Source organism: Zunongwangia profunda SM-A87 (genome assembly GCF_000023465.1).
In the GTDB taxonomy this organism is placed as follows: Bacteria; Bacteroidota; Bacteroidia; order Flavobacteriales; family Flavobacteriaceae; genus Zunongwangia; species Zunongwangia profunda.
In genome coordinates this window covers 490,549-508,159 of sequence record NC_014041.1, presented here as the reverse complement: position 1 = coordinate 508,159, position 17,611 = coordinate 490,549, and the positions used below count along the sequence as shown (strand labels likewise).

Below are 17,611 nucleotides of genomic sequence, written 5' to 3'. Positions count from 1 at the left end.
CCGGTTTTCTTCATTTAAACAACATTAACAAATAATTATACTAGGAGGCATTATACTCTAAAGAGAGCGGTCCACCCTCCAGTATTTCCTGACTAGCATAGTCCTTAAACTGAGAGAAATTTCTTCTAAAAGTGTTAGCTAGTTCTTTAGCTTTTACATCGTAAGCTTCTTTATCCTTCCAGGTGCTTTTAGGATTTAAAACTTCAGTAGGTACATCTGGACATACTGTTGGCATTTTAATTCCGAAAATTTCATGGGTTTCATAGCTTACCTTATTCAGGTTTCCAGATAACGCGGCATTGATCATTGCCCGGGTATACTTCAGTTTCATTCGCTGCCCTGTCCCATATGGACCACCGGTCCATCCGGTATTTACCAACCATACATTTACATTGGCTTCCTTCATTTTTCGGCTTAACATTTCAGCATAAAGCGTTGGGTGCAATGGCATAAATGGCGCACCAAAACAGGCTGAAAAACTGGGTTGTGGCTCTTTAATACCTTCTTCGGTACCTGCCACCTTTGCCGTATAACCACTAATAAAATGATAAGCTGCCTGGGCGGGATTTAATTTACTTACGGGAGGTAAGACACCAAAGGCATCTGCCGTTAAAAAGAAAATATTTTTAGGATTTCCCGCTACCGAGGGCTTTTGAATATATGGAATGTGATTTATAGGGTAACTTACCCTGGTATTTTGGGTAATACTCGAATCATCATAATCTACCTCTCCGTTTTTAAAGACGATATTCTCTAAAATTGCACCTGGTTTTATAGCATTAAAAATATCAGGCTCATTTTCTTTAGATAAATTAATCACTTTTGCATAGCAGCCACCTTCAAAGTTAAAAATCTTATTATCGGCAGTCCATCCGTGCTCGTCATCCCCAATTAACTTTCGGTTAGGATCTGCCGAGAGTGTTGTTTTACCAGTGCCCGATAAACCAAAAAATATTGCAGTATCCCCATTCTCCCCTACGTTTGCAGAGCAATGCATAGGTAAGGTATCCTGATAAATAGGTAATATTAAATTTAAGGCTGAAAAAATTCCTTTCTTAATTTCACCGGTATAGCCGGTGCCACCAATTAAAGCAATTTTTTTACTAAAATTCAAAACAGCAAAATTTTCCTGCCGGGTACCATCCTTTTCAGGATCAGCTTTAAAACCGGGAGCATTAACAACCAACCAGTCTTCTTTAAAACCTGGCAATTCTTCTTCTGTTGGTCGTAAAAACATATTATAGACAAACATGTTAGACCATGGATATTCATTAATAACCCTGATATTTAATTTATAATCCTGATGTGCGCAAGCATATGCATCTCGAACATATAGCTCTTTATCAGAAAGATAATCTGCAACTTTATCGTACAGTTTATCAAATTTTGAGGAATCAAAGGGAATATTAATAGCTCCCCACCAAACTCGATCTTTAGTGACCTCATCTTTTACAATAAAACGATCCTGTGGAGATCTACCTGTAAACTTACCAGTGTTAATGGCAAGCACCCCTTCTCTGGTTTCCCTTCCCAAATTATGCTTGAGTGTTTCCTCTTGAAGCTCATCAGGATACATTTGGTAATTTATAATAGCATTTTTAATGTTATAACGATTTAACGAAATCGTTTTCGTAATTATGTTGTTTAAATCCATAATTAATGTGTTTGTGTGGTTTTATTATAGCAAATTTAAAAATCTTAAATAAAAGAACTAGCGATAAACTCTTTTATTATTCATAATTTAACCTAAGCGATTTAAATATAAGAAGTGTCCAACCTACAATTAAAAGCGCTCCTCCAAGTGGGGTGACCAAAGCAATGCTACTAAAATCCAAGCCGGCCAACTCATCTAAGCTAAGTAGATAAATGGAACCGCTAAAAAAAATACTACCTATGGTAAAAAACCAAAAAAGAAGGTTGTTTTGGAGCTTCGTAAAATTAGCCAAACCAATTAATAAAAGTGCATGGTAAATTTGGTAGCGTACACCGGTTTCAAAAGAGGTTAAGGTGTCTGCATCTAAGACATTCTTTAATCCATGAGCTCCAAAAGCTCCAAGAATTACCCCAAAAAGACCAAATATTCCTCCTGCTACCAAAAATTTCCGCGTCATACTACAAGTTTTTATACCTTAGTTAGCCTTACACAAAAATACTTTAATTATGCAACAAATCCTGATAATTGGCGCGGGAAAATCTACCGCTGTACTTATTCGATATTTATCTGAAAAGTCTTCCGAAGAAAACTTTACCATTTGCGTTGCTGACAAAGAGCTATCCCTAGCAAAAAGAGCAATTAAAAATCACGAAAATTGCACTGCTATTAGTTTCGATATTTTTAATTCTGAACATCGCGAAAAACATATCGCTGCTATGGATATTGTAATTTCCATGCTACCGGCCAGATTCCATATAAAAATTGCAAAAACATGTCTTAAACTGAAAAAAAATCTGGTCACTGCTTCTTATATTAGTAAAGAAATGAAAGCCTTGGCTACTGAAGTTAAAGAAGCTGGCCTCATTTTTATGAATGAGATTGGCGTAGACCCTGGGATTGATCATATGAGCGCCATGCAGGTTATTGATCGCATTAGAAATGCCGGTGGACAAATGCTGATGTTCGAATCTTTTTGTGGCGGACTAGTAGCTCCTGAAAGTGATAATAATTTATGGAATTATAAGTTTACCTGGAATCCCAGGAATGTAGTTGTTGCCGGACAGGGTGGCGTTGCTAAATTTATTCAGGAAGGGAAATATAAATATATCCCTTATCATCGATTATTTAGAAGAACAGAGTTTCTGGACATCGAAGGTTATGGCAGGTTTGAAGCCTATGCTAATCGAAATTCGCTAGATTACAGGGAAGCTTATGGGCTTCATGACATTTTAACTTTATATAGGGGCACCGTGCGCCGGGTGGGATATAGCCGGGCCTGGAATATGTTCGTGCAACTTGGGATGACCGATGATAGTTTTACCATGGAAGATTCAGAAAACATGACCTATCGCGAATTTGTAAACTCTTTTTTACCTTATTCCCCTACAGATTCGGTAGAATTAAAATTACGCCATAACTTAAAAATAGATCAGGATGATATTATGTGGGAGAAATTGTTGGAACTAGACCTGTTTAATAACCATAAAACCATAGGCATAGAATCCGCCACTCCTGCCCAGGCACTACAAAAGATACTGGAAGAAAAATGGCTTCTTTCCTCAGAAGATAAAGATATGATCGTAATGTATCATAAGTTTGGGTATCAATTAAACGGCGAAAAAAAACAAATAGATTCCACCATGGTGTGCATTGGTAAAGATCAAACTGAAACCGCAATGGCAAAAACCGTAGGCTTGCCAGTTGGTATTGCTGCAAGAAAAATTCTAAAAAAAGAAATCAACACCCCAGGTGTACATTTACCAATTTCGAAGGAGGTTTACCAACCAATTTTAGAAGAACTTCAAGAAAATGGTATCATTTTTAAAGAAAAACAAACAAACTATTTAGGATATAATGCCATAGGTGGGGTAAGCAATTAGGAAATGAAATCTTTTTTCCTATTTTAGCTTTATAACTACAACCAAATGAAGATTATAGACCAAAATGTTGTTATCGATGGTATCGATAAAACTATCCTTAATTTCCTTATGGAGGACGCGAAAAGACCTATTTTAGAAATCGCTAAGAATATAGGAATTACAGGAGCTGCTGTCCACCAAAGATTACGAAAGTTAGAAAAATCCGGATTAATTGAAGGCTCCCGATTAATTATAGACCCTCGGCTATTAGGTTACAAGACCATGGCATTTGTAGGGGTTTATCTGGACAAAGCGGTTAGTAACCCGCTTGCTGTAAATAAACTTAAAGAGATCCCAGAAGTTATTGAATGTCACTACACCACCGGAAACTGGTCGATATTCGTAAAAGTACTTTGTAAGGACAATGAACACTTAATGAAAGTATTAAATAAAAATATCCAGGGAATTGAAGGGGTATCCAGAACGGAGACCTTTATTTCCTTAAATCAGCAAATAAATCGACAAATTAAGATTTGATATTTGGATTTATTCTAAATTAAAATTAATTTTGGCGACAAATGAACACGATTTATACGTCAAAATATTTCGCTGCCAGCCAGTGCGACAATAGCCGAAGATTCTATATCGATTTTGGTCATAAAACGGTAAAGTTTTCTTTTTGCCAATTGCTGGCTTTTCGTCATAGATTAAAGTCCATTGACATCGAGCAACATTTAAACGGTAACAACGTACATGGTTTAGAGATCCTAAGCCTTTGCAATCGTGAACACTTATTTATATTCAATACTTTAGAAATACTCGACCTGTTAGAACTCCTTAACGGCACCTTTGCCATGATGGAAATCAACTCGGTTATTGCTTAGGTTTAGACTACTTCTAAATTGATCTCATTCTTAGGGACTTACTTCTTTTTTAGGTAATTTTGTACAAAATCGAATTCTATGAAAGACCTTGTAAGACAAAATCTACTTATCCATGTAGATATTTTAGATTTATTAAATAAACAAATTAAGCAGGAAGCTCAATCTTCTGCTGCGTATCTTGCAATGGCCTCCTGGTGTGATCACAATGGACTGGTTTACAGCGCTGAATTCTTCTACGAGCAATCTGCGGAAGAACGCGAACATATGATGAAAATATTCCACTTTATTAATGATAATGGTGGAACGGCATATTCTCCTGAGGTTAGCAATATCAATCATGATTTTGCATCTTTGGAAGAGATATTTGAAACCGCCCTGGATCAGGAAATCGCCATTACTAAAAGTATTCATAACATTATTTATGAATGCCGCAATAAACGTGACCTTACTACTGAGAACTTTTTACAGTGGTATGTGAAAGAGCAAATGGAAGAAGAACAAACTATGCGCAGAGCGTTAGAGTTATTCGACTTAATAAATACTGAAAATGTTGGGCTTCGCTTTCTGGATGAACGCATTAAGGAAATTCGGGAAGAAGCAAATCCTGCTTAATTCTATTAAGGTATAAAAGATTAAAAGGCTGCGATTGCAGCCTTTTTTTTATATCAAATTTAAAAATACTAAGCCTTTTTAAGCCAGTATTTAAAATTAACTTCCTGATCGATGATTGAGGCTAATTCTGAAATCGGCACTCGTTTTTGTTCCATCGTATCACGATAACGAACAGTAACTGTTTTATCTTCTAAAGAATCGTGATCTACCGTAATACATAAAGGTGTGCCGGCAGCATCCTGGCGACGATAACGTCTACCAACCGCATCTTTCTCATCATATTGCACTCTAAAATCCCATTTCAGTTCTTCTACAATTTCCTGAGCTAGTTCCGGCAAACCGTCCTTTTTCACCAACGGTAAGATTGCCGCTTTTGTTGGCGCTAAAACCGCTGGCAATTTAAGTACCGTTCTGGATTTTCCATCCCCAAGATCTTCTTCCTGTAATGAAGCCGAAAATACTGCTAAGAACATACGATCTAAACCAATAGAAGTTTCTATCACGTAAGGCACATAATTTTCTCCCATTTCAGGATCATAAAAACGAAGTTTCTTACCGGAATGTTCCTCATGTGCTTTTAAATCGAAATCGGTACGGGAATGAATCCCTTCCAATTCTTTAAATCCAAAAGGAAAGTCGAACTCAATATCTGTAGCTGCATTAGCATAATGTGCCAACTTTTCGTGATCGTGGAAACGATATTTTTCATCACCAAGTCCTAAAGAAGCATGCCATTTTTGGCGCGTTTCTTTCCATTTTTCAAACCAGCTGAGTTCCTCCCCGGGACGTACAAAAAATTGCATTTCCATTTGCTCAAACTCACGTTGACGGAAGATAAACTGTCTCGCCACAATTTCATTCCTAAACGCTTTACCAATTTGTGCAATCCCAAAAGGGATTTTCATTCTTCCGGTTTTTTGAACATTCGCAAAGTTCACAAAAATCCCCTGTGCTGTTTCAGGCCTTAAATAAAGATCGGTTGCACTATCGGCAGAAGCTCCGAGCTTTGTTCCGAACATTAAGTTAAACTGCTTAACATCTGTCCAGTTCTTAGAACCACTCTCAGGGCAGGCAATTCCCAACTCTTCAATTAGCGCCTTTACATCAGCCAAATTTTCTTCTGTTAAAGACTTTGCCAAACGTTCCAGAATCTCCTTCTCTTCAGCTTTATATCGCTGTACTCTCGGGTTAGTCGCTATAAATTGCTCTTCATCAAAAGCTTCTCCAAAACGTTTTCTCGCTTTTTCTATCTCCTTCTGTGCTTTTTGGTTGATTTTTTCAGCATAATCTTCAACCAAAACATCTGCCCGATAACGCTTCTTAGAATCTTTATTGTCGATTAGCGGATCATTAAAGGCATCTACGTGACCGGAAGCTTTCCAGGTGGTAGGATGCATTAATATTGCGGCATCAATTCCCACAATATTTTGATGCAATTGCACCATACTTTTCCACCAGTATTCCTTGATGTTTTTCTTTAATTCCGCACCGTTTTGACCATAGTCATAAACCGCGCTTAATCCGTCATATATTTCACTAGACGCAAAAATATACCCATACTCCTTAGCATGGGATATCACGTTTTTAAATGAATCTTCTTGTTTTGCCATACAGCAAAAATAAAAAAACCGCCATGATTTAACTCATGGCGGTCTTTAAAATTTTGAGTTTCTTATCTTAAACTAAAAGAAGCTGTGCCAATTAGTGTCGCATCGTTATAAACATACACTTTATAATTGCCTTCCAATAGTTTCTCTTTATCTGTATTGGCCAGTATACAAACATCTAGTTCATCATTTTCATAATATACTGTACTCTGCGCACTGTATACCATCACACCGCCATCATGTTCTACTGCTATTTTATCTCCCACCAGTTCATTTTCTGGATTATACACCTGTACATAAAGATTCTTTTCTCCGGCTTCACTAAGGTCATTTGCGGTTATGGTAAAACAGGTCTGTATCTGGTCTATTCTCCTTGTTCGATCATTTTCTACAATTTTACCGCTATTTCTTACAATTACACCTTCCCCACGTAAACCAGTGATTTTAAGTTGCGAGGCCTTATTCACTTTATTAGCAAGGCTTTGATTAGACGATTGTAAAGAATCAGACAATCTTGTTTTTTCAGAAAGCTCTGTTTGAGTGCTATCAATGGTCATTGCCATTCTTTGGTTTTGCTGGCTTAAGCTATCTACTACCCTAAACAGCCTTTCTTTTTCAGCCTTAAGATTGCTTATTTCTCTTCGATATCTCGTAATCAACACCAAATTTGCCTCGTAATCCTGAACCGAATCTAATAAGCGATTAATACGTTCTCTGGCATCAACCAGGTTTTGATCCATGATTTCGTTCTCATCAATAGCTTCATCGTATTTAACAATAAGCTCGTTAAGCTCATTCTCTATGGCAGTTTTTTCTTTTTGAAGAATCGCTTTATTTTCTTTTTCTTCATTATAGAATCTTATCGTATAAATCGTAAGCGCAATAAGAGCCACCGCCAAGACACCAATAAGAATCTTTAATGCAGTATTATTCTTCTTTTCAGTCATCATAAAGTATTTTATATTTTATAAATTTAGAGGTTTAAGGCTTTCCCCAACAACCACTTAACAAATGTTTCACGATTTCATAAATCTGTTTTATCCTAAAACCTGCAATTGCTGCGAAAGGCCCTTGGTGGATCATGAAAAAGTGATCTGTACCGCTTGCTTACATCAACTCCCACTTACTAATTATCTAACTGATAACGAAAATCAGGCCGATAAAGTATTTTATGGCAGGACTCCCATTAATGCCGCATACGCCTTGCTCGTTTTTCGCAAGAAGAACATGGTACAGGTACTGCTTCACAACCTCAAATATAAGAGACAATTTGAAATAAGCTATTTTTTAGGGGAATGGACTGGGGAAATTCTCAAAAATAGCGCAAGATTTAATGCTGTAGACATAATTGTTCCTGTTCCTTTACACAAAAATCGTCTTAAACAGCGTGGCTATAACCAGGTAGAAGGTTTTGGAAAAGAAATTGCGAAAAGTTTAAATGCCAACTATCGTGATGACCTTCTTCTCAAGGTAAGTTCGTCCAGAAAACAAGCTTTTAAAAATCGAATATCAAGATGGAACCTTATGGAGCAATCCTTTCAACTTACGGATACTTCGGCAATTTCTGGCAAACATATTCTGCTGGTGGACGATATTTTAACCACTGGCGCAACATTAGAAGCCTGCATTGGATGTTTAAGAAAATCAGAAAAAATTAAAATCAGTATCGCCACTATGGCAATTACCATTTGATTGTTGCGTTTAAATTCAAAATAATCGTTTCTTTGCGAAAGGATTTTAAGTGTAATTTCTGAAAAAATCATAGCGCTTTTAAAGATGAACAGGAAGCTTTTCAACTTTATTCTTTTTATTGTAGTAATCACATCTGTGGTAAGATGTGCCAAAAAAGGAATGCCTGAAGGTGGCCCGATAGACGAAGAACCACCGCGTTTTATAAGAGCAAACCCAGAGAATTACACCACAAACTTTGATGCTAAAGAAATTAGTATTCTTTTTAACGAGTTTATTAAACTCGAAAATCCACAACAACAAATCATCATTTCTCCCCCTATGGATCCTAAGCCGAATATTCTTCCGTTAGGCCAGGCCAGGAAAGATGTAAAAATCGAGATTACCGATACCCTTAGAGAAAATACTACTTACGCCATAAATTTTGGAAAAAGTATCGTGGATAATAACGAAGGAAATCCTTACCCTTATTTTAAATATGTTTTCAGCACAGGGGATTATATTGATTCTTTAGAAGTTTCAGGATTTATTGAAGATGCATATTTAAAAGAAACACCAGAGTTCGTTTCGATATTTCTGTACGAGATGGACTCCACCTATACCGATTCTGTAGTTTACAATGAAATTCCACGCTATGTAGCTTACACTCGCGATAGTAGTGTAAATTTCGACCTGGAAAATTTAAAGGCAGGAAAATATCAGATGGTCGCTATTTTAGACGATAACGCCAATTATAAATTTAATCCCGCAAAAGACAAAATTGGCTTTTTAGATCATCCTATTAGCATTCCTACCGATAGTATTTATACGATTTCTATTTTTCAGGAAGAATTGGCTTTTGAGGTAAAGAGACCCAAACTTTTTAAAGGAAGGCAGTTACTTATTGGCTACCAGGGCATCCCTAATTTAAACGATTTAGAGTTGAATTTTTTATATCCGCCAATGGATCCGCCGGTATCCAGAATTACGCGCGATGCTAAAACCGATACGCTTTATTATTGGTTTAGGGATCCTATTGAAACCGATAGTGTATCTTTAGAATATGTTACTCCGCGCCAGCGCGATACCGTTTATATAAGAATGGCACAGTTAGCACGAGATTCTCTAAATATACAAGCTGAACCTTCTGGGAAAATAGAATACAATCAACCATTATTGTTAAAAGCAAATACTCCCCTGGTTGAAAAAAATGATGCGCTTATCACAATTTTAGACAAAGACTCTGTTGAAGTTAATTTTACTTCTGAACTTAGAGGTTTAGAGAATCAGTTAGAAATTTATTTCGATAAAGAACCAGAGGGGACTTACTATTTTAAAGCCTTACCGGGATCTTTAACCGACTTGTTTGGTGATCAAAACGATACCATAAGTCAGAAATTAACTACCAAACCACTCTCTGAATATGGCAGCATTATCATGTCCCTTCGAAATGTTCGAAGCTATCCTATGATTGTTCAGTTAACCACTTTAAAAGGAGAGATTGTAAAACAGCACATTTTAAAAGAAGGCAACCAGTTCACCTTTGAACATATAAACCCCGGGAATTACTTTCTAAGAATTATCTACGACGAAAACCAAAATGGATACTGGGATACTGGTAGCTGGTTAGAACGTAGAAAGCCTGAAAAAATAAGCTATTATCCAGACACTTTACAAACACGGGCCAATTTTGATGAAGTTTATCAATTTTACCTAGATTAATCTAAACTTATCGCGATCCTGCAAAAATTTAAGCTGATCTCGTGTTTTTTCAAGATGATTTTTGTCTAGCGTAATTTCTTTAGAAAACTCAGTTTCGTCATTTTGATCAGTTAGATTTTCACCAAGGCAATCGTACACAGCGCTATGCCCATTATAAACATATCCATCACCATCTTCACCTACGCGGTTTACACCAATACAAAAACTCATGTTTTCAATTGCTCTTGCTTTTAATAAGGCATCCCATGCGGCAACCCGCTTTTTAGGCCAGTTGGCCACATAAATCAAGAGATCATACTCCTCTGTGTTTCTAGCCCAAACAGGAAATCTAAGGTCATAACAAATAAGCGGACAAATTTTCCAGCCTCTATAATTTACAATTAAACGCTTTGTTCCTGCCGTATACGTTTGATCTTCCTTAGCCAAAGTAAATGTATGCCGCTTATCATATTTCTGCACCGTACCGTCTGGAAAGACAAAAAATAAGCGATTGTAGAACTGCCCATTTTCAGTAACAATTACACTTCCCGTGATCGCTGCATTTTTCAGTTTTGCCTGCTCCTGCATCCATAGTAATGTTTGACCCTGTTTCTTTTCGGCAAGATTTTCAGCATTCATACTAAAACCTGTGGTAAACATCTCGGGCAACACAATAAGCTCTACAGCATCGCTTAAAGCCGCTATTTCTTTACTGAAAAAACTTCGGTTTGCGTTGGCATCTTCCCATTTTAAATTGGCCTGAATAATCGCTACTTTTAAATTTGGTGGTGTACTCATATTTTAAAAATAGTTTATTTTTTTAAGTTCCTGTCAAATGATTGTTAAATGATTGCAGAAGCGTTCAATATTAAATAGCTTTAATATAAATTGGAATCTATGTTTTTAGAACACTTAAAAAGCAATCCTACAATCAATAATAAAACTACCCGAAGTTTGATCGCCGGTGCTATTGGCGGATTAGCAGGTGGCGCGGTAAAGGGTTTGGTAGAATATTTTTTACCGGTTAGAAAAGCTGAAAATCGAAGCGCACAGCTTAAAATTTTGGATCATCTTTCCACTAAAATCACTGGAACCCCCATAAGTGTACAAAACGAGGAACTAGCTGAGCAACTGGTGAACTTTCCAGTAGGCGCCAGTGCAGGTGCGGCCTATGGCTATGGAAAAAAAGATAAAGATGAATTGAATCTTGCCCAAGGAATTATTATGGGAACCTCAACCTGGATTTCTACTCATCAAACCTCTTTACCTATTTTAGGTCTTAAAGATAAACCTACAGATGTGCCCATAAAAATGCAAGCAAATGAGCTCATCGCTCATGTTTTATTTGGAATCACAACCGAGTTGGTAAGAAATAAGGTGAATCAAAGATTGAAAAAATAGCTTAAACTAACAGCACATAGCATTCAGCAGTCGGCCATCAGCTTAAAAAGATTCAATATTCAAAAAAGTTTACAGTTTACAGCCACTCGAAATTCCACATTAAAAACTCAAAATTTTATCCTGATCCTTGAACCTTTTATCTGGGCTCTCTTATCGCTTTTCCATATTCTATCTTATAACAGCGAAGCGCTTTCTAGTTTTTGATACAATTTTTCGTCCCTCAAAATCACTTGAACTGAAAATTAGATGATGTCACTTCGAGTGACAGATTTCGAAAATGAAATGGAGAAATTTGTTGTATCGAGAAGTCCGTTTTCACAATACATTATACAGTTTGCAGTCATTCAAAATTCCACATTAAAAACTCAAAATTTTATCCTGATTCCTGAATTTTTTATCTGGACTTTCTTATGCTAACAGCGTAGCGATCTAATATCTAGTGTCTAACTATCCAGGCTTTTCATCATTTTCCGGATACGATCTTCCAGTTTTTCCGAGGATAATTTCTCACGTAATCGATCGGTGATAATTGGAAAAGAAAAAGGTGTAGGCTTTTCACAATTTCGCCAGATCATTTTTTGATTATTAATTCGCTCCAAAGCCTGTCGCAACCTTCCTTCTTCGAGCTGATGCTCAAAAGTTTCTCTAAAAGATTGTAAATACAATAAATTATCCTCTTCGTAATCCCTAAAAACACTAAACAGCAGCTGTGAACTGGATTGCAAATGTTTACTTTTTACCAGCTTGTTGGGATAACCCGTAAAAACGAGTCCGGCGATTACTGCGATATCACGAAATTTTCTACGCGCCATTTCGGTAGCATTTAAACTTTTATAAAGATCATCCATCAAAAATTCCGCAGAAAATAAGTTATTATCCAGTACCTGTTGCATATCGATTTCCTGATCGCTTAGCAATTCAAACCCATAATCATTAAAAGCGATAGAAAATGAAATTGGCGACAATAAACTAACCCGGTAAGCCAGCAAACTTCCTAAAGCTTCGTGTACAAATCGGCCTTCAAAGGGATAAAAAATAGCATGATATCCTTCTCTGGTTTTAAAGGTTTCAATTAGAAATTCATCACTTTTAGGAATCACCGATTCTTTTTTTTGTCGGTCAAAGATCCCGGTTAAAGCAGAGAGTTCTTCAGACTTACCGGAAGTAGCATCATATTCAGACGCCAAATACATTTCCTCCCGTAATAATTCACTCATTTGTGCCGAAAAAGTCATGCGTCCCCCCATCCAACTGGGAACTTTAGCAGTTTTTTTCTTCGACTTTTTTACAAGTACCTGCATGTTTTTAATACGTACCAACTCAAGGTTTCTACCGGCAAAAGTAAAGATATCACCCGGAGTTAATTTGGAAATAAACCATTCCTCAATCGTACCTATATATCCACCTTTCATGTATTTTACGCTGAGCATTGCATCACTTACAATGGTCCCGATTTGTAAGCGATGGCGCATGGCAACACCCCGATGATTTACTTTAAACCTGCCATCTTCTTCAATTTCTACTTTTTTATATTCGTCATATGCCTGCAGACTCTGACTGCCTTTGGTAATAAAATTAAGCAGCCAACACCAGTCATCTTCGGTCATGGCCTGAAAACAAAAGGTTGATTTTATTTCCGGATAAATATCCTTTGGGAAAAATCCGTTTGAAACAGCTAAAGTGGTTAAATACTGTACCAAAACATCGAAACTCAACAAATACGGTATTCGATCTTCTACCGCTTTTTTCTCAACTGCTTTCTGTAATGCAGAAGCCTCAATCAATTCGATTGCGTGAGTTGGTAAAAAATAGATCACACTTTCTTTTCCTGGCTGGTGACCGCTACGTCCTGCTCGTTGTAAAAATCGCGCAACCCCTTTTGGTCCTCCAATCTGAATAATGGTTTCTACCGGCGCAAAATCCACTCCCAAATCTAAACTCGAGGTACATACCACTGCTTTTAAACTTTCGTTTCTAATGGCCTGTTCTACCCATAATCGTGTTTCTTTATTAATGCTTCCATGATGCATTGCCAATTCCCCGGCAAATTCCGGATATTTTGAAATAATCTTCTGAAACCATAACTCACATTGTGAACGAGTATTGGTAAAAAGTAAAGTTGTTTTTGAGCTTTTAATAATCGGTACCACTTCATCCAGCAAATGCAATCCCATGTGTCCTCTCCACGGAAATTTTTCCATTGTCTCTGGGATTATGGACTTTACTTTTATTTTCTTCTTAAGATTGGCGCGAATCAATTCAGAATTCTGAAGCGCTTCGGATTTAGGCCCTAGCAGTACTTCCCTGGCCTGCTGAAGATTTCCTATAGTCGCTGAAATTCCCCAAATCCGGAGATTTTTTGACACTGTTTTTAATCGTGACAATGCCAGCTCTACCTGTACACCGCGTTTGCTTCCCAGAAGTTCATGCCATTCATCTACGACAATGGCCTCCAGGTTTTCGAAGGTTTTATCGTAGTTTTTTGAAGATAATAACAGTTGCAAACTCTCTGGAGTGGTAATGAGCAAGTCCGGCATCGATTTCTTTTGTGCCGCCCGTTCTTTTTGTGAAGTATCACCAGTTCTAATCCCTACGGTAAGGTTCGTCCCCAATCCTCTTGCAAAACGTTCTGCAGCCTGTTCTATTTCTACAGAAAGGGCGCGTAATGGCGTAATCCAAATTGCTTTTAATCCTTTTTTGGACCTGGTTTTATAATCGGGATTATTTTTAATGTAATTTAGAACGATAGGTACCCAAAGGGCGTAAGTTTTCCCGCTTCCGGTAGGTGCATTTAGGAGTCCATTTTTCTTTTGTAAGTAAGCTTTCCAGGTATCCTTCTGAAATTTAAAAGGTTTCCAACCCTGCTCGGTAAACCAGCTTTGGGCTATTTTCAAAAGTTCCTGTCTTGTCATTTTAAACTGCTATCTATATTAAAAGCCTTTATAAATAGATGCTTTAAAAAGGCTTTTTTAAATGCTTTACATGTTTGTTTTCTTGTTTGAAGGAAGTTTTTGCTCTTCTTCTTTTGTAAACAACTGCGGATAATTATTCTTCAGCATTTGCTGATGTATAGAATCCATTTTCCTTATTTGCTGCTGAAATTCTTTCGGAAAATTGCCGGTTGAAAAGAAATCACTTCCCATTACATCGTCTCTAAAGAAATCATTCCGCAAAGAAGTGGAATCGTTAAAAAAACCTTGCATCATCGCTGAAGACATCTTATCATCACCGAAAAGCTGCTGAAAATGCTGTCTAATTTCTTTGCTACCGGTAATGGTATCTCCATTTACACTGCCATAACTGTAGGTATAGGTAGAGTCGTAACTTTTTAGATTACCGTTTTCATCAAACTCTTTGTTTACCGTCCAATTTCCTTTTGGCTTTTCATTGTTAGTTTTGGTACTTAACCCCAAATTACTATTCTCGTCAGTCTTTTTTTCCTGTGCGTTGCAGCCGGTAAACCCTAAAACTGCTAATGCCAACATTACGATTGATGTTCTCATTGTTACACATTTTAAATTTATAATCAGTTAAAAATAACATCTGATTTTAAGCAATTTGAATACCAAATTTTCAAAACTGACATTAAAAAATTTGTAAAATTCTATGCCCAATCAAGGGATTAATGCCTTTAGATCTTCAAGGGTATTCGCTTCTTCAATTTTTTTATCGGTACGCCAGCGTAGAATTCGAGGGAACCTGGTGGCCACCCCACTTTTATGCCTTTTAGATTCAGCTATACCTTCAAAAGCCACCTCAAAAACATGATGAGGTGTCACACTTCTTACCGGCCCAAAACGCTCTAATGTATTTTTTTTGATCCAGGCATCTAATTTTCTGAATTCCGCATCGGTTAAACCACTATAGGCTTTTGCAAAAGTGACCAGCTCTTCCTTTTTCTCATCCCACAATCCAAAAGTATAATCTGTAAATAAATTGCTTCGCCTACCATGACCACGCATAGCGTAGGTAAGTACCGCATCTATAGTAAGCGGATCGACCTTCCATTTCCACCAGTCGCCTTTTTTCCGGCCAACCAGATATGGTGAATCTAATCGTTTCAGCATTAAGCCTTCAGATTTTACTTCTCGGGATCGTTCCCTCTCTTCTGCCGCTTCCTCCCAACTTTTAAACTGAATGGTGTACGATAAATGTAATGGAAGTCCGTCAGATTTCACTTCAGTATATAATTTCTCTAAAATCGCTCTGCGGTCCTTAAATGCTTTTTGTCTTATATCCTCTCCATGCCATTCCAAAACATCATAAGCTTTCAAAATTACCGGTGTTTTTTTAAGTAAATTTTTGGAGACGGTTTTTCGACCAATACGGGTTTGTAAATCTTTAAATGTCCCTATTTCGCCTTTTGGAAATGGTAAAATCTCACCGTCGATCACCGTCCCATTTGGGATCACGCCCACAAACTTCTCAAATTCCGGATATTTATCAGTAACCAGTTCTTCCCCCCGGCTCCAAACAAACAATTCGTTATTTCTAATAATTACCTGTGAACGTATGCCATCCCATTTATGTTCGGCGCTCCACTGGTTTACGTCACCCAGATCTTCCGGTTGATCTTCTATTGCATAAGCCAGATAAAAAGGATAAGGTTTCGATAAAAAATCCTCTTCATTTTCTTCTAATATCAGTTTAGTGTAGGTGGTTTTTGCCGCATTCCAATCTCCCATCATCTTGTAAGCTAAAATATCCTCATCGATATCGGTAGCTTTAGAAAGCGCACGTGTCATTAGCTTCTGACTTACACCAATCCTAAAACTTCCGGTTATAAGCTTGGTAAATACAAAACGTTCGTAATAATTTAAACTGAGCCAATTCTCTTTTAAATATTCTTTTTTCTCTTCTTCAGACTTTGGCTTTAGATCGATAATCTCCTGAAGAAACTGACTCAGACTTTTTTCTGAAGATGCCGACGAAGGAGGAATAACCAAAGCAATCGTTTCTGCCAGATCCCCCACAATATGATAGGACTCTTCAAATAACCACAAGGGAATATTCGCAATCTCTGAAGCCCATAACCGCATTAAAGTAGTATTTACCGGCCGCGGCGGACGGCGATGAGAAAGAATGGCTATGGTCCAAACCTTATCACGATCTGGCGCATTGTTAAAGTATTTTGTTAATGCTTCAACTTTTAGCGTGGTTTTGTTTGTGCTATCCAGCGTTTTTATAAGTTCTGCAAACTGTCTCATTCATCCTCGGGTTTAGAAGTTTGCTCGGCATTTTCTTCTTCATATTGCGTTTGCTCGGTGCGGGCATCGTAACCAATTTCACGTAGATATCTTGAAAAAATATCGGTATACCCATGCGTACAAATTATTTTTTCGGCTCCGGTTTCTTTTATCGAAGAAAGAAGGCCCTGCCAGTCGCAATGATCCGAAAGTACAAATCCACGATCGATAGCCCGGCGCCTCCTTGCGCCCCGAAAAGTCATCCAACCACTTGCCGATGCTGTAACATAAGGCACCATTTTTTTGATCCAGGGTGTGCCATGTGCACTTGGTGGTGCTACCACAATATTTCCTTTAATTTCTTCTTTTTTTATATCTCGGGTGATTCGTGTTGTTTTTGGCATTTTTAGTTGAGGTCGCAAAACTTCGGTCATATTTTCTATCGCACCATGGGTATAAATTTTCCCGATAGAGGTATCTAAATATTTCAGTAATCGCTGTGCTTTTCCCAAAGAATATCCAAAAATCACGGAGGTTCTTCCATCCGACTGATTTTGTTGCCACCAGTTATTTATTTCTGCGAAAACTTCGTCTTGCGGTTGCCATTTAAAAGCAGGCAAACCAAAAGTACATTCTGTTATAAAGGTGTGACATTTTACAGGCTCATATGGCGTAGCTACGCCATCATCTTCAGTTTTGTAATCGCCGGTAAACACCCAAACTTCGCCTTTATATTCTACTCTTATTTGTGCTGAACCAATAATATGCCCGGCGGGATGAAATGAAAATTGCACATTATTGATCATAAAGGTCTCATTCCAGTTCTTACCACTTACATTAATTTCTCCTAACCGGTGGTTTATTATAGGAATGTTACTATGATGCGTAATATATTTTTTGTGTCCCCAGCGCGAATGATCTGCATGGCCATGCGAAATAATCGCTTTATCTACCGGCCGCCAGGGATCCAGATAAACATCTGCCTGGGCGCAGTAAATTCCTTTATCATTAAATGCCAGCAAGGGAGTTTTCATTTGTA

Annotated in this window: 16 protein-coding genes; 7 read left to right on the top strand and 9 right to left on the bottom strand. The window is 37.5% G+C overall.

What is annotated here, in order from left to right:
* Nucleotides 1-40: 40 nt before the first annotated feature.
* Together pckA and ZPR_RS02320 are read right to left on the bottom strand one after the other, a co-directional pair.
* Nucleotides 41-1,654 carry a phosphoenolpyruvate carboxykinase (ATP) gene (gene pckA, locus ZPR_RS02325; RefSeq protein WP_041578564.1) on the bottom strand — a complete coding sequence of 538 codons (1,614 nt, stop codon included), beginning with the start codon at nucleotides 1,652-1,654 and terminating at the stop codon, nucleotides 41-43.
* Nucleotides 1,655-1,730: 76 nt separating this feature from the next.
* Entirely contained in the window at nucleotides 1,731-2,111 is a 381-nt protein-coding gene (locus ZPR_RS02320) for a DUF423 domain-containing protein (protein ID WP_013069997.1), read from the bottom strand.
* Nucleotides 2,112-2,160: 49 nt separating this feature from the next.
* Here ZPR_RS02320 and ZPR_RS02315 point away from each other — a divergent pair, with 49 nt between their 5' ends.
* The 4 genes from ZPR_RS02315 to ZPR_RS02305 all read left to right on the top strand — a co-directional run bounded on the left by ZPR_RS02315 (nucleotide 2,161) and on the right by ZPR_RS02305 (nucleotide 5,009).
* Nucleotides 2,161-3,534: a saccharopine dehydrogenase family protein gene (locus tag ZPR_RS02315; RefSeq protein ID WP_013069996.1), complete on the top strand. Its 1,374-nt coding sequence runs from the start codon at nucleotides 2,161-2,163 to the stop codon at nucleotides 3,532-3,534.
* 45 nt (nucleotides 3,535-3,579) lie between these two features.
* The gene (locus ZPR_RS02310) at nucleotides 3,580-4,050 is read left to right on the top strand and encodes an Lrp/AsnC ligand binding domain-containing protein (protein WP_013069995.1); all 471 of its coding nucleotides are present in this window, start codon (nucleotides 3,580-3,582) and stop codon (nucleotides 4,048-4,050) included.
* 41 nt (nucleotides 4,051-4,091) lie between these two features.
* Nucleotides 4,092-4,397, top strand: a complete 306-nt coding sequence (locus ZPR_RS22810) for a hypothetical protein (RefSeq protein ID WP_083759720.1) — start codon at nucleotides 4,092-4,094, stop codon at nucleotides 4,395-4,397.
* Nucleotides 4,398-4,475: 78 nt separating this feature from the next.
* On the top strand, nucleotides 4,476-5,009 hold the full coding sequence (locus tag ZPR_RS02305) for a ferritin (RefSeq protein ID WP_013069993.1): 534 nt from the start codon (nucleotides 4,476-4,478) through the stop codon (nucleotides 5,007-5,009).
* 68 nt (nucleotides 5,010-5,077) lie between these two features.
* Here the strand turns inward: ZPR_RS02305 and ZPR_RS02300 are convergent, their stop codons facing one another.
* Nucleotides 5,078-6,619, bottom strand: coding sequence for a glycine--tRNA ligase (locus ZPR_RS02300; protein ID WP_013069992.1), 1,542 nt, complete (start codon nucleotides 6,617-6,619; stop codon nucleotides 5,078-5,080).
* A 62-nt stretch (nucleotides 6,620-6,681) separates the two neighbouring features.
* Nucleotides 6,682-7,566, bottom strand: coding sequence for a hypothetical protein (locus ZPR_RS02295; protein ID WP_013069991.1), 885 nt, complete (start codon nucleotides 7,564-7,566; stop codon nucleotides 6,682-6,684).
* A gap of 124 nt (nucleotides 7,567-7,690) precedes the next feature.
* On the opposite strand from ZPR_RS02295, the gene ZPR_RS02290 reads away from it, so the two are divergent.
* Both ZPR_RS02290 and ZPR_RS02285 read left to right on the top strand, forming a co-directional pair.
* Nucleotides 7,691-8,308: a ComF family protein gene (locus tag ZPR_RS02290; RefSeq protein WP_013069989.1), complete on the top strand. Its 618-nt coding sequence runs from the start codon at nucleotides 7,691-7,693 to the stop codon at nucleotides 8,306-8,308.
* A gap of 84 nt (nucleotides 8,309-8,392) precedes the next feature.
* Nucleotides 8,393-10,006: an Ig-like domain-containing domain gene (locus tag ZPR_RS02285; RefSeq protein WP_013069988.1), complete on the top strand. Its 1,614-nt coding sequence runs from the start codon at nucleotides 8,393-8,395 to the stop codon at nucleotides 10,004-10,006.
* Here ZPR_RS02285 and ZPR_RS02280 read toward each other — a convergent pair.
* The gene (locus ZPR_RS02280) at nucleotides 9,998-10,783 is read right to left on the bottom strand and encodes an amidohydrolase (RefSeq protein WP_013069987.1); all 786 of its coding nucleotides are present in this window, start codon (nucleotides 10,781-10,783) and stop codon (nucleotides 9,998-10,000) included. The two genes, ZPR_RS02285 and ZPR_RS02280, sit on opposite strands and share 9 nt — an antisense overlap.
* A 99-nt stretch (nucleotides 10,784-10,882) precedes the next feature.
* Here ZPR_RS02280 and ZPR_RS02275 point away from each other — a divergent pair, with 99 nt between their 5' ends.
* Nucleotides 10,883-11,386 (top strand): DUF1440 domain-containing protein, encoded by a 504-nt coding sequence (locus tag ZPR_RS02275; protein ID WP_013069986.1) that lies wholly within the window; start codon nucleotides 10,883-10,885, stop codon nucleotides 11,384-11,386.
* 443 nt (nucleotides 11,387-11,829) lie between these two features.
* On the opposite strand, the gene ZPR_RS02270 is transcribed toward ZPR_RS02275, so the two are convergent.
* From ZPR_RS02270 to ZPR_RS02255, 4 genes are all read right to left on the bottom strand, one after another.
* Nucleotides 11,830-14,298: a ligase-associated DNA damage response DEXH box helicase gene (locus tag ZPR_RS02270; RefSeq protein WP_013069985.1), complete on the bottom strand. Its 2,469-nt coding sequence runs from the start codon at nucleotides 14,296-14,298 to the stop codon at nucleotides 11,830-11,832.
* 66 nt (nucleotides 14,299-14,364) lie between these two features.
* Nucleotides 14,365-14,889 carry a hypothetical protein gene (locus ZPR_RS22390; protein WP_049771410.1) on the bottom strand — a complete coding sequence of 175 codons (525 nt, stop codon included), beginning with the start codon at nucleotides 14,887-14,889 and terminating at the stop codon, nucleotides 14,365-14,367.
* 111 nt (nucleotides 14,890-15,000) lie between these two features.
* Nucleotides 15,001-16,593 carry an ATP-dependent DNA ligase gene (locus ZPR_RS02260; protein WP_013069983.1) on the bottom strand — a complete coding sequence of 531 codons (1,593 nt, stop codon included), beginning with the start codon at nucleotides 16,591-16,593 and terminating at the stop codon, nucleotides 15,001-15,003.
* Nucleotides 16,590-17,606, bottom strand: a complete 1,017-nt coding sequence (locus ZPR_RS02255; RefSeq protein WP_013069982.1) for a ligase-associated DNA damage response exonuclease — start codon at nucleotides 17,604-17,606, stop codon at nucleotides 16,590-16,592. The genes ZPR_RS02260 and ZPR_RS02255 overlap by 4 nt, the downstream gene beginning before the upstream one ends.
* Nucleotides 17,607-17,611: the final 5 nt, after the last annotated feature.

Excerpts from the sequence above, each read along its gene's own strand:
- pckA (WP_041578564.1), bottom strand. The coding sequence starts at position 1,654 with ATGGATTTAAACAACATAATTACGAAAACGATTTCGTTAAATCGTTAT.
- ZPR_RS02320 (WP_013069997.1), bottom strand. The coding sequence starts at position 2,111 with ATGACGCGGAAATTTTTGGTAGCAGGAGGAATATTTGGTCTTTTTGGG.
- ZPR_RS02315 (WP_013069996.1), top strand. The coding sequence starts at position 2,161 with ATGCAACAAATCCTGATAATTGGCGCGGGAAAATCTACCGCTGTACTT.
- ZPR_RS02310 (WP_013069995.1), top strand. The coding sequence starts at position 3,580 with ATGAAGATTATAGACCAAAATGTTGTTATCGATGGTATCGATAAAACT.
- ZPR_RS22810 (WP_083759720.1), top strand. The coding sequence starts at position 4,092 with ATGAACACGATTTATACGTCAAAATATTTCGCTGCCAGCCAGTGCGAC.
- ZPR_RS02305 (WP_013069993.1), top strand. The coding sequence starts at position 4,476 with ATGAAAGACCTTGTAAGACAAAATCTACTTATCCATGTAGATATTTTA.
- ZPR_RS02300 (WP_013069992.1), bottom strand. The coding sequence starts at position 6,619 with ATGGCAAAACAAGAAGATTCATTTAAAAACGTGATATCCCATGCTAAG.
- ZPR_RS02295 (WP_013069991.1), bottom strand. The coding sequence starts at position 7,566 with ATGATGACTGAAAAGAAGAATAATACTGCATTAAAGATTCTTATTGGT.
- ZPR_RS02285 (WP_013069988.1), top strand. The coding sequence starts at position 8,393 with ATGAACAGGAAGCTTTTCAACTTTATTCTTTTTATTGTAGTAATCACA.
- ZPR_RS02280 (WP_013069987.1), bottom strand. The coding sequence starts at position 10,783 with ATGAGTACACCACCAAATTTAAAAGTAGCGATTATTCAGGCCAATTTA.
- ZPR_RS02275 (WP_013069986.1), top strand. The coding sequence starts at position 10,883 with ATGTTTTTAGAACACTTAAAAAGCAATCCTACAATCAATAATAAAACT.
- ZPR_RS02270 (WP_013069985.1), bottom strand. The coding sequence starts at position 14,298 with ATGACAAGACAGGAACTTTTGAAAATAGCCCAAAGCTGGTTTACCGAG.
- ZPR_RS22390 (WP_049771410.1), bottom strand. The coding sequence starts at position 14,889 with ATGAGAACATCAATCGTAATGTTGGCATTAGCAGTTTTAGGGTTTACC.
- ZPR_RS02260 (WP_013069983.1), bottom strand. The coding sequence starts at position 16,593 with ATGAGACAGTTTGCAGAACTTATAAAAACGCTGGATAGCACAAACAAA.
- ZPR_RS02255 (WP_013069982.1), bottom strand. The coding sequence starts at position 17,606 with ATGAAAACTCCCTTGCTGGCATTTAATGATAAAGGAATTTACTGCGCC.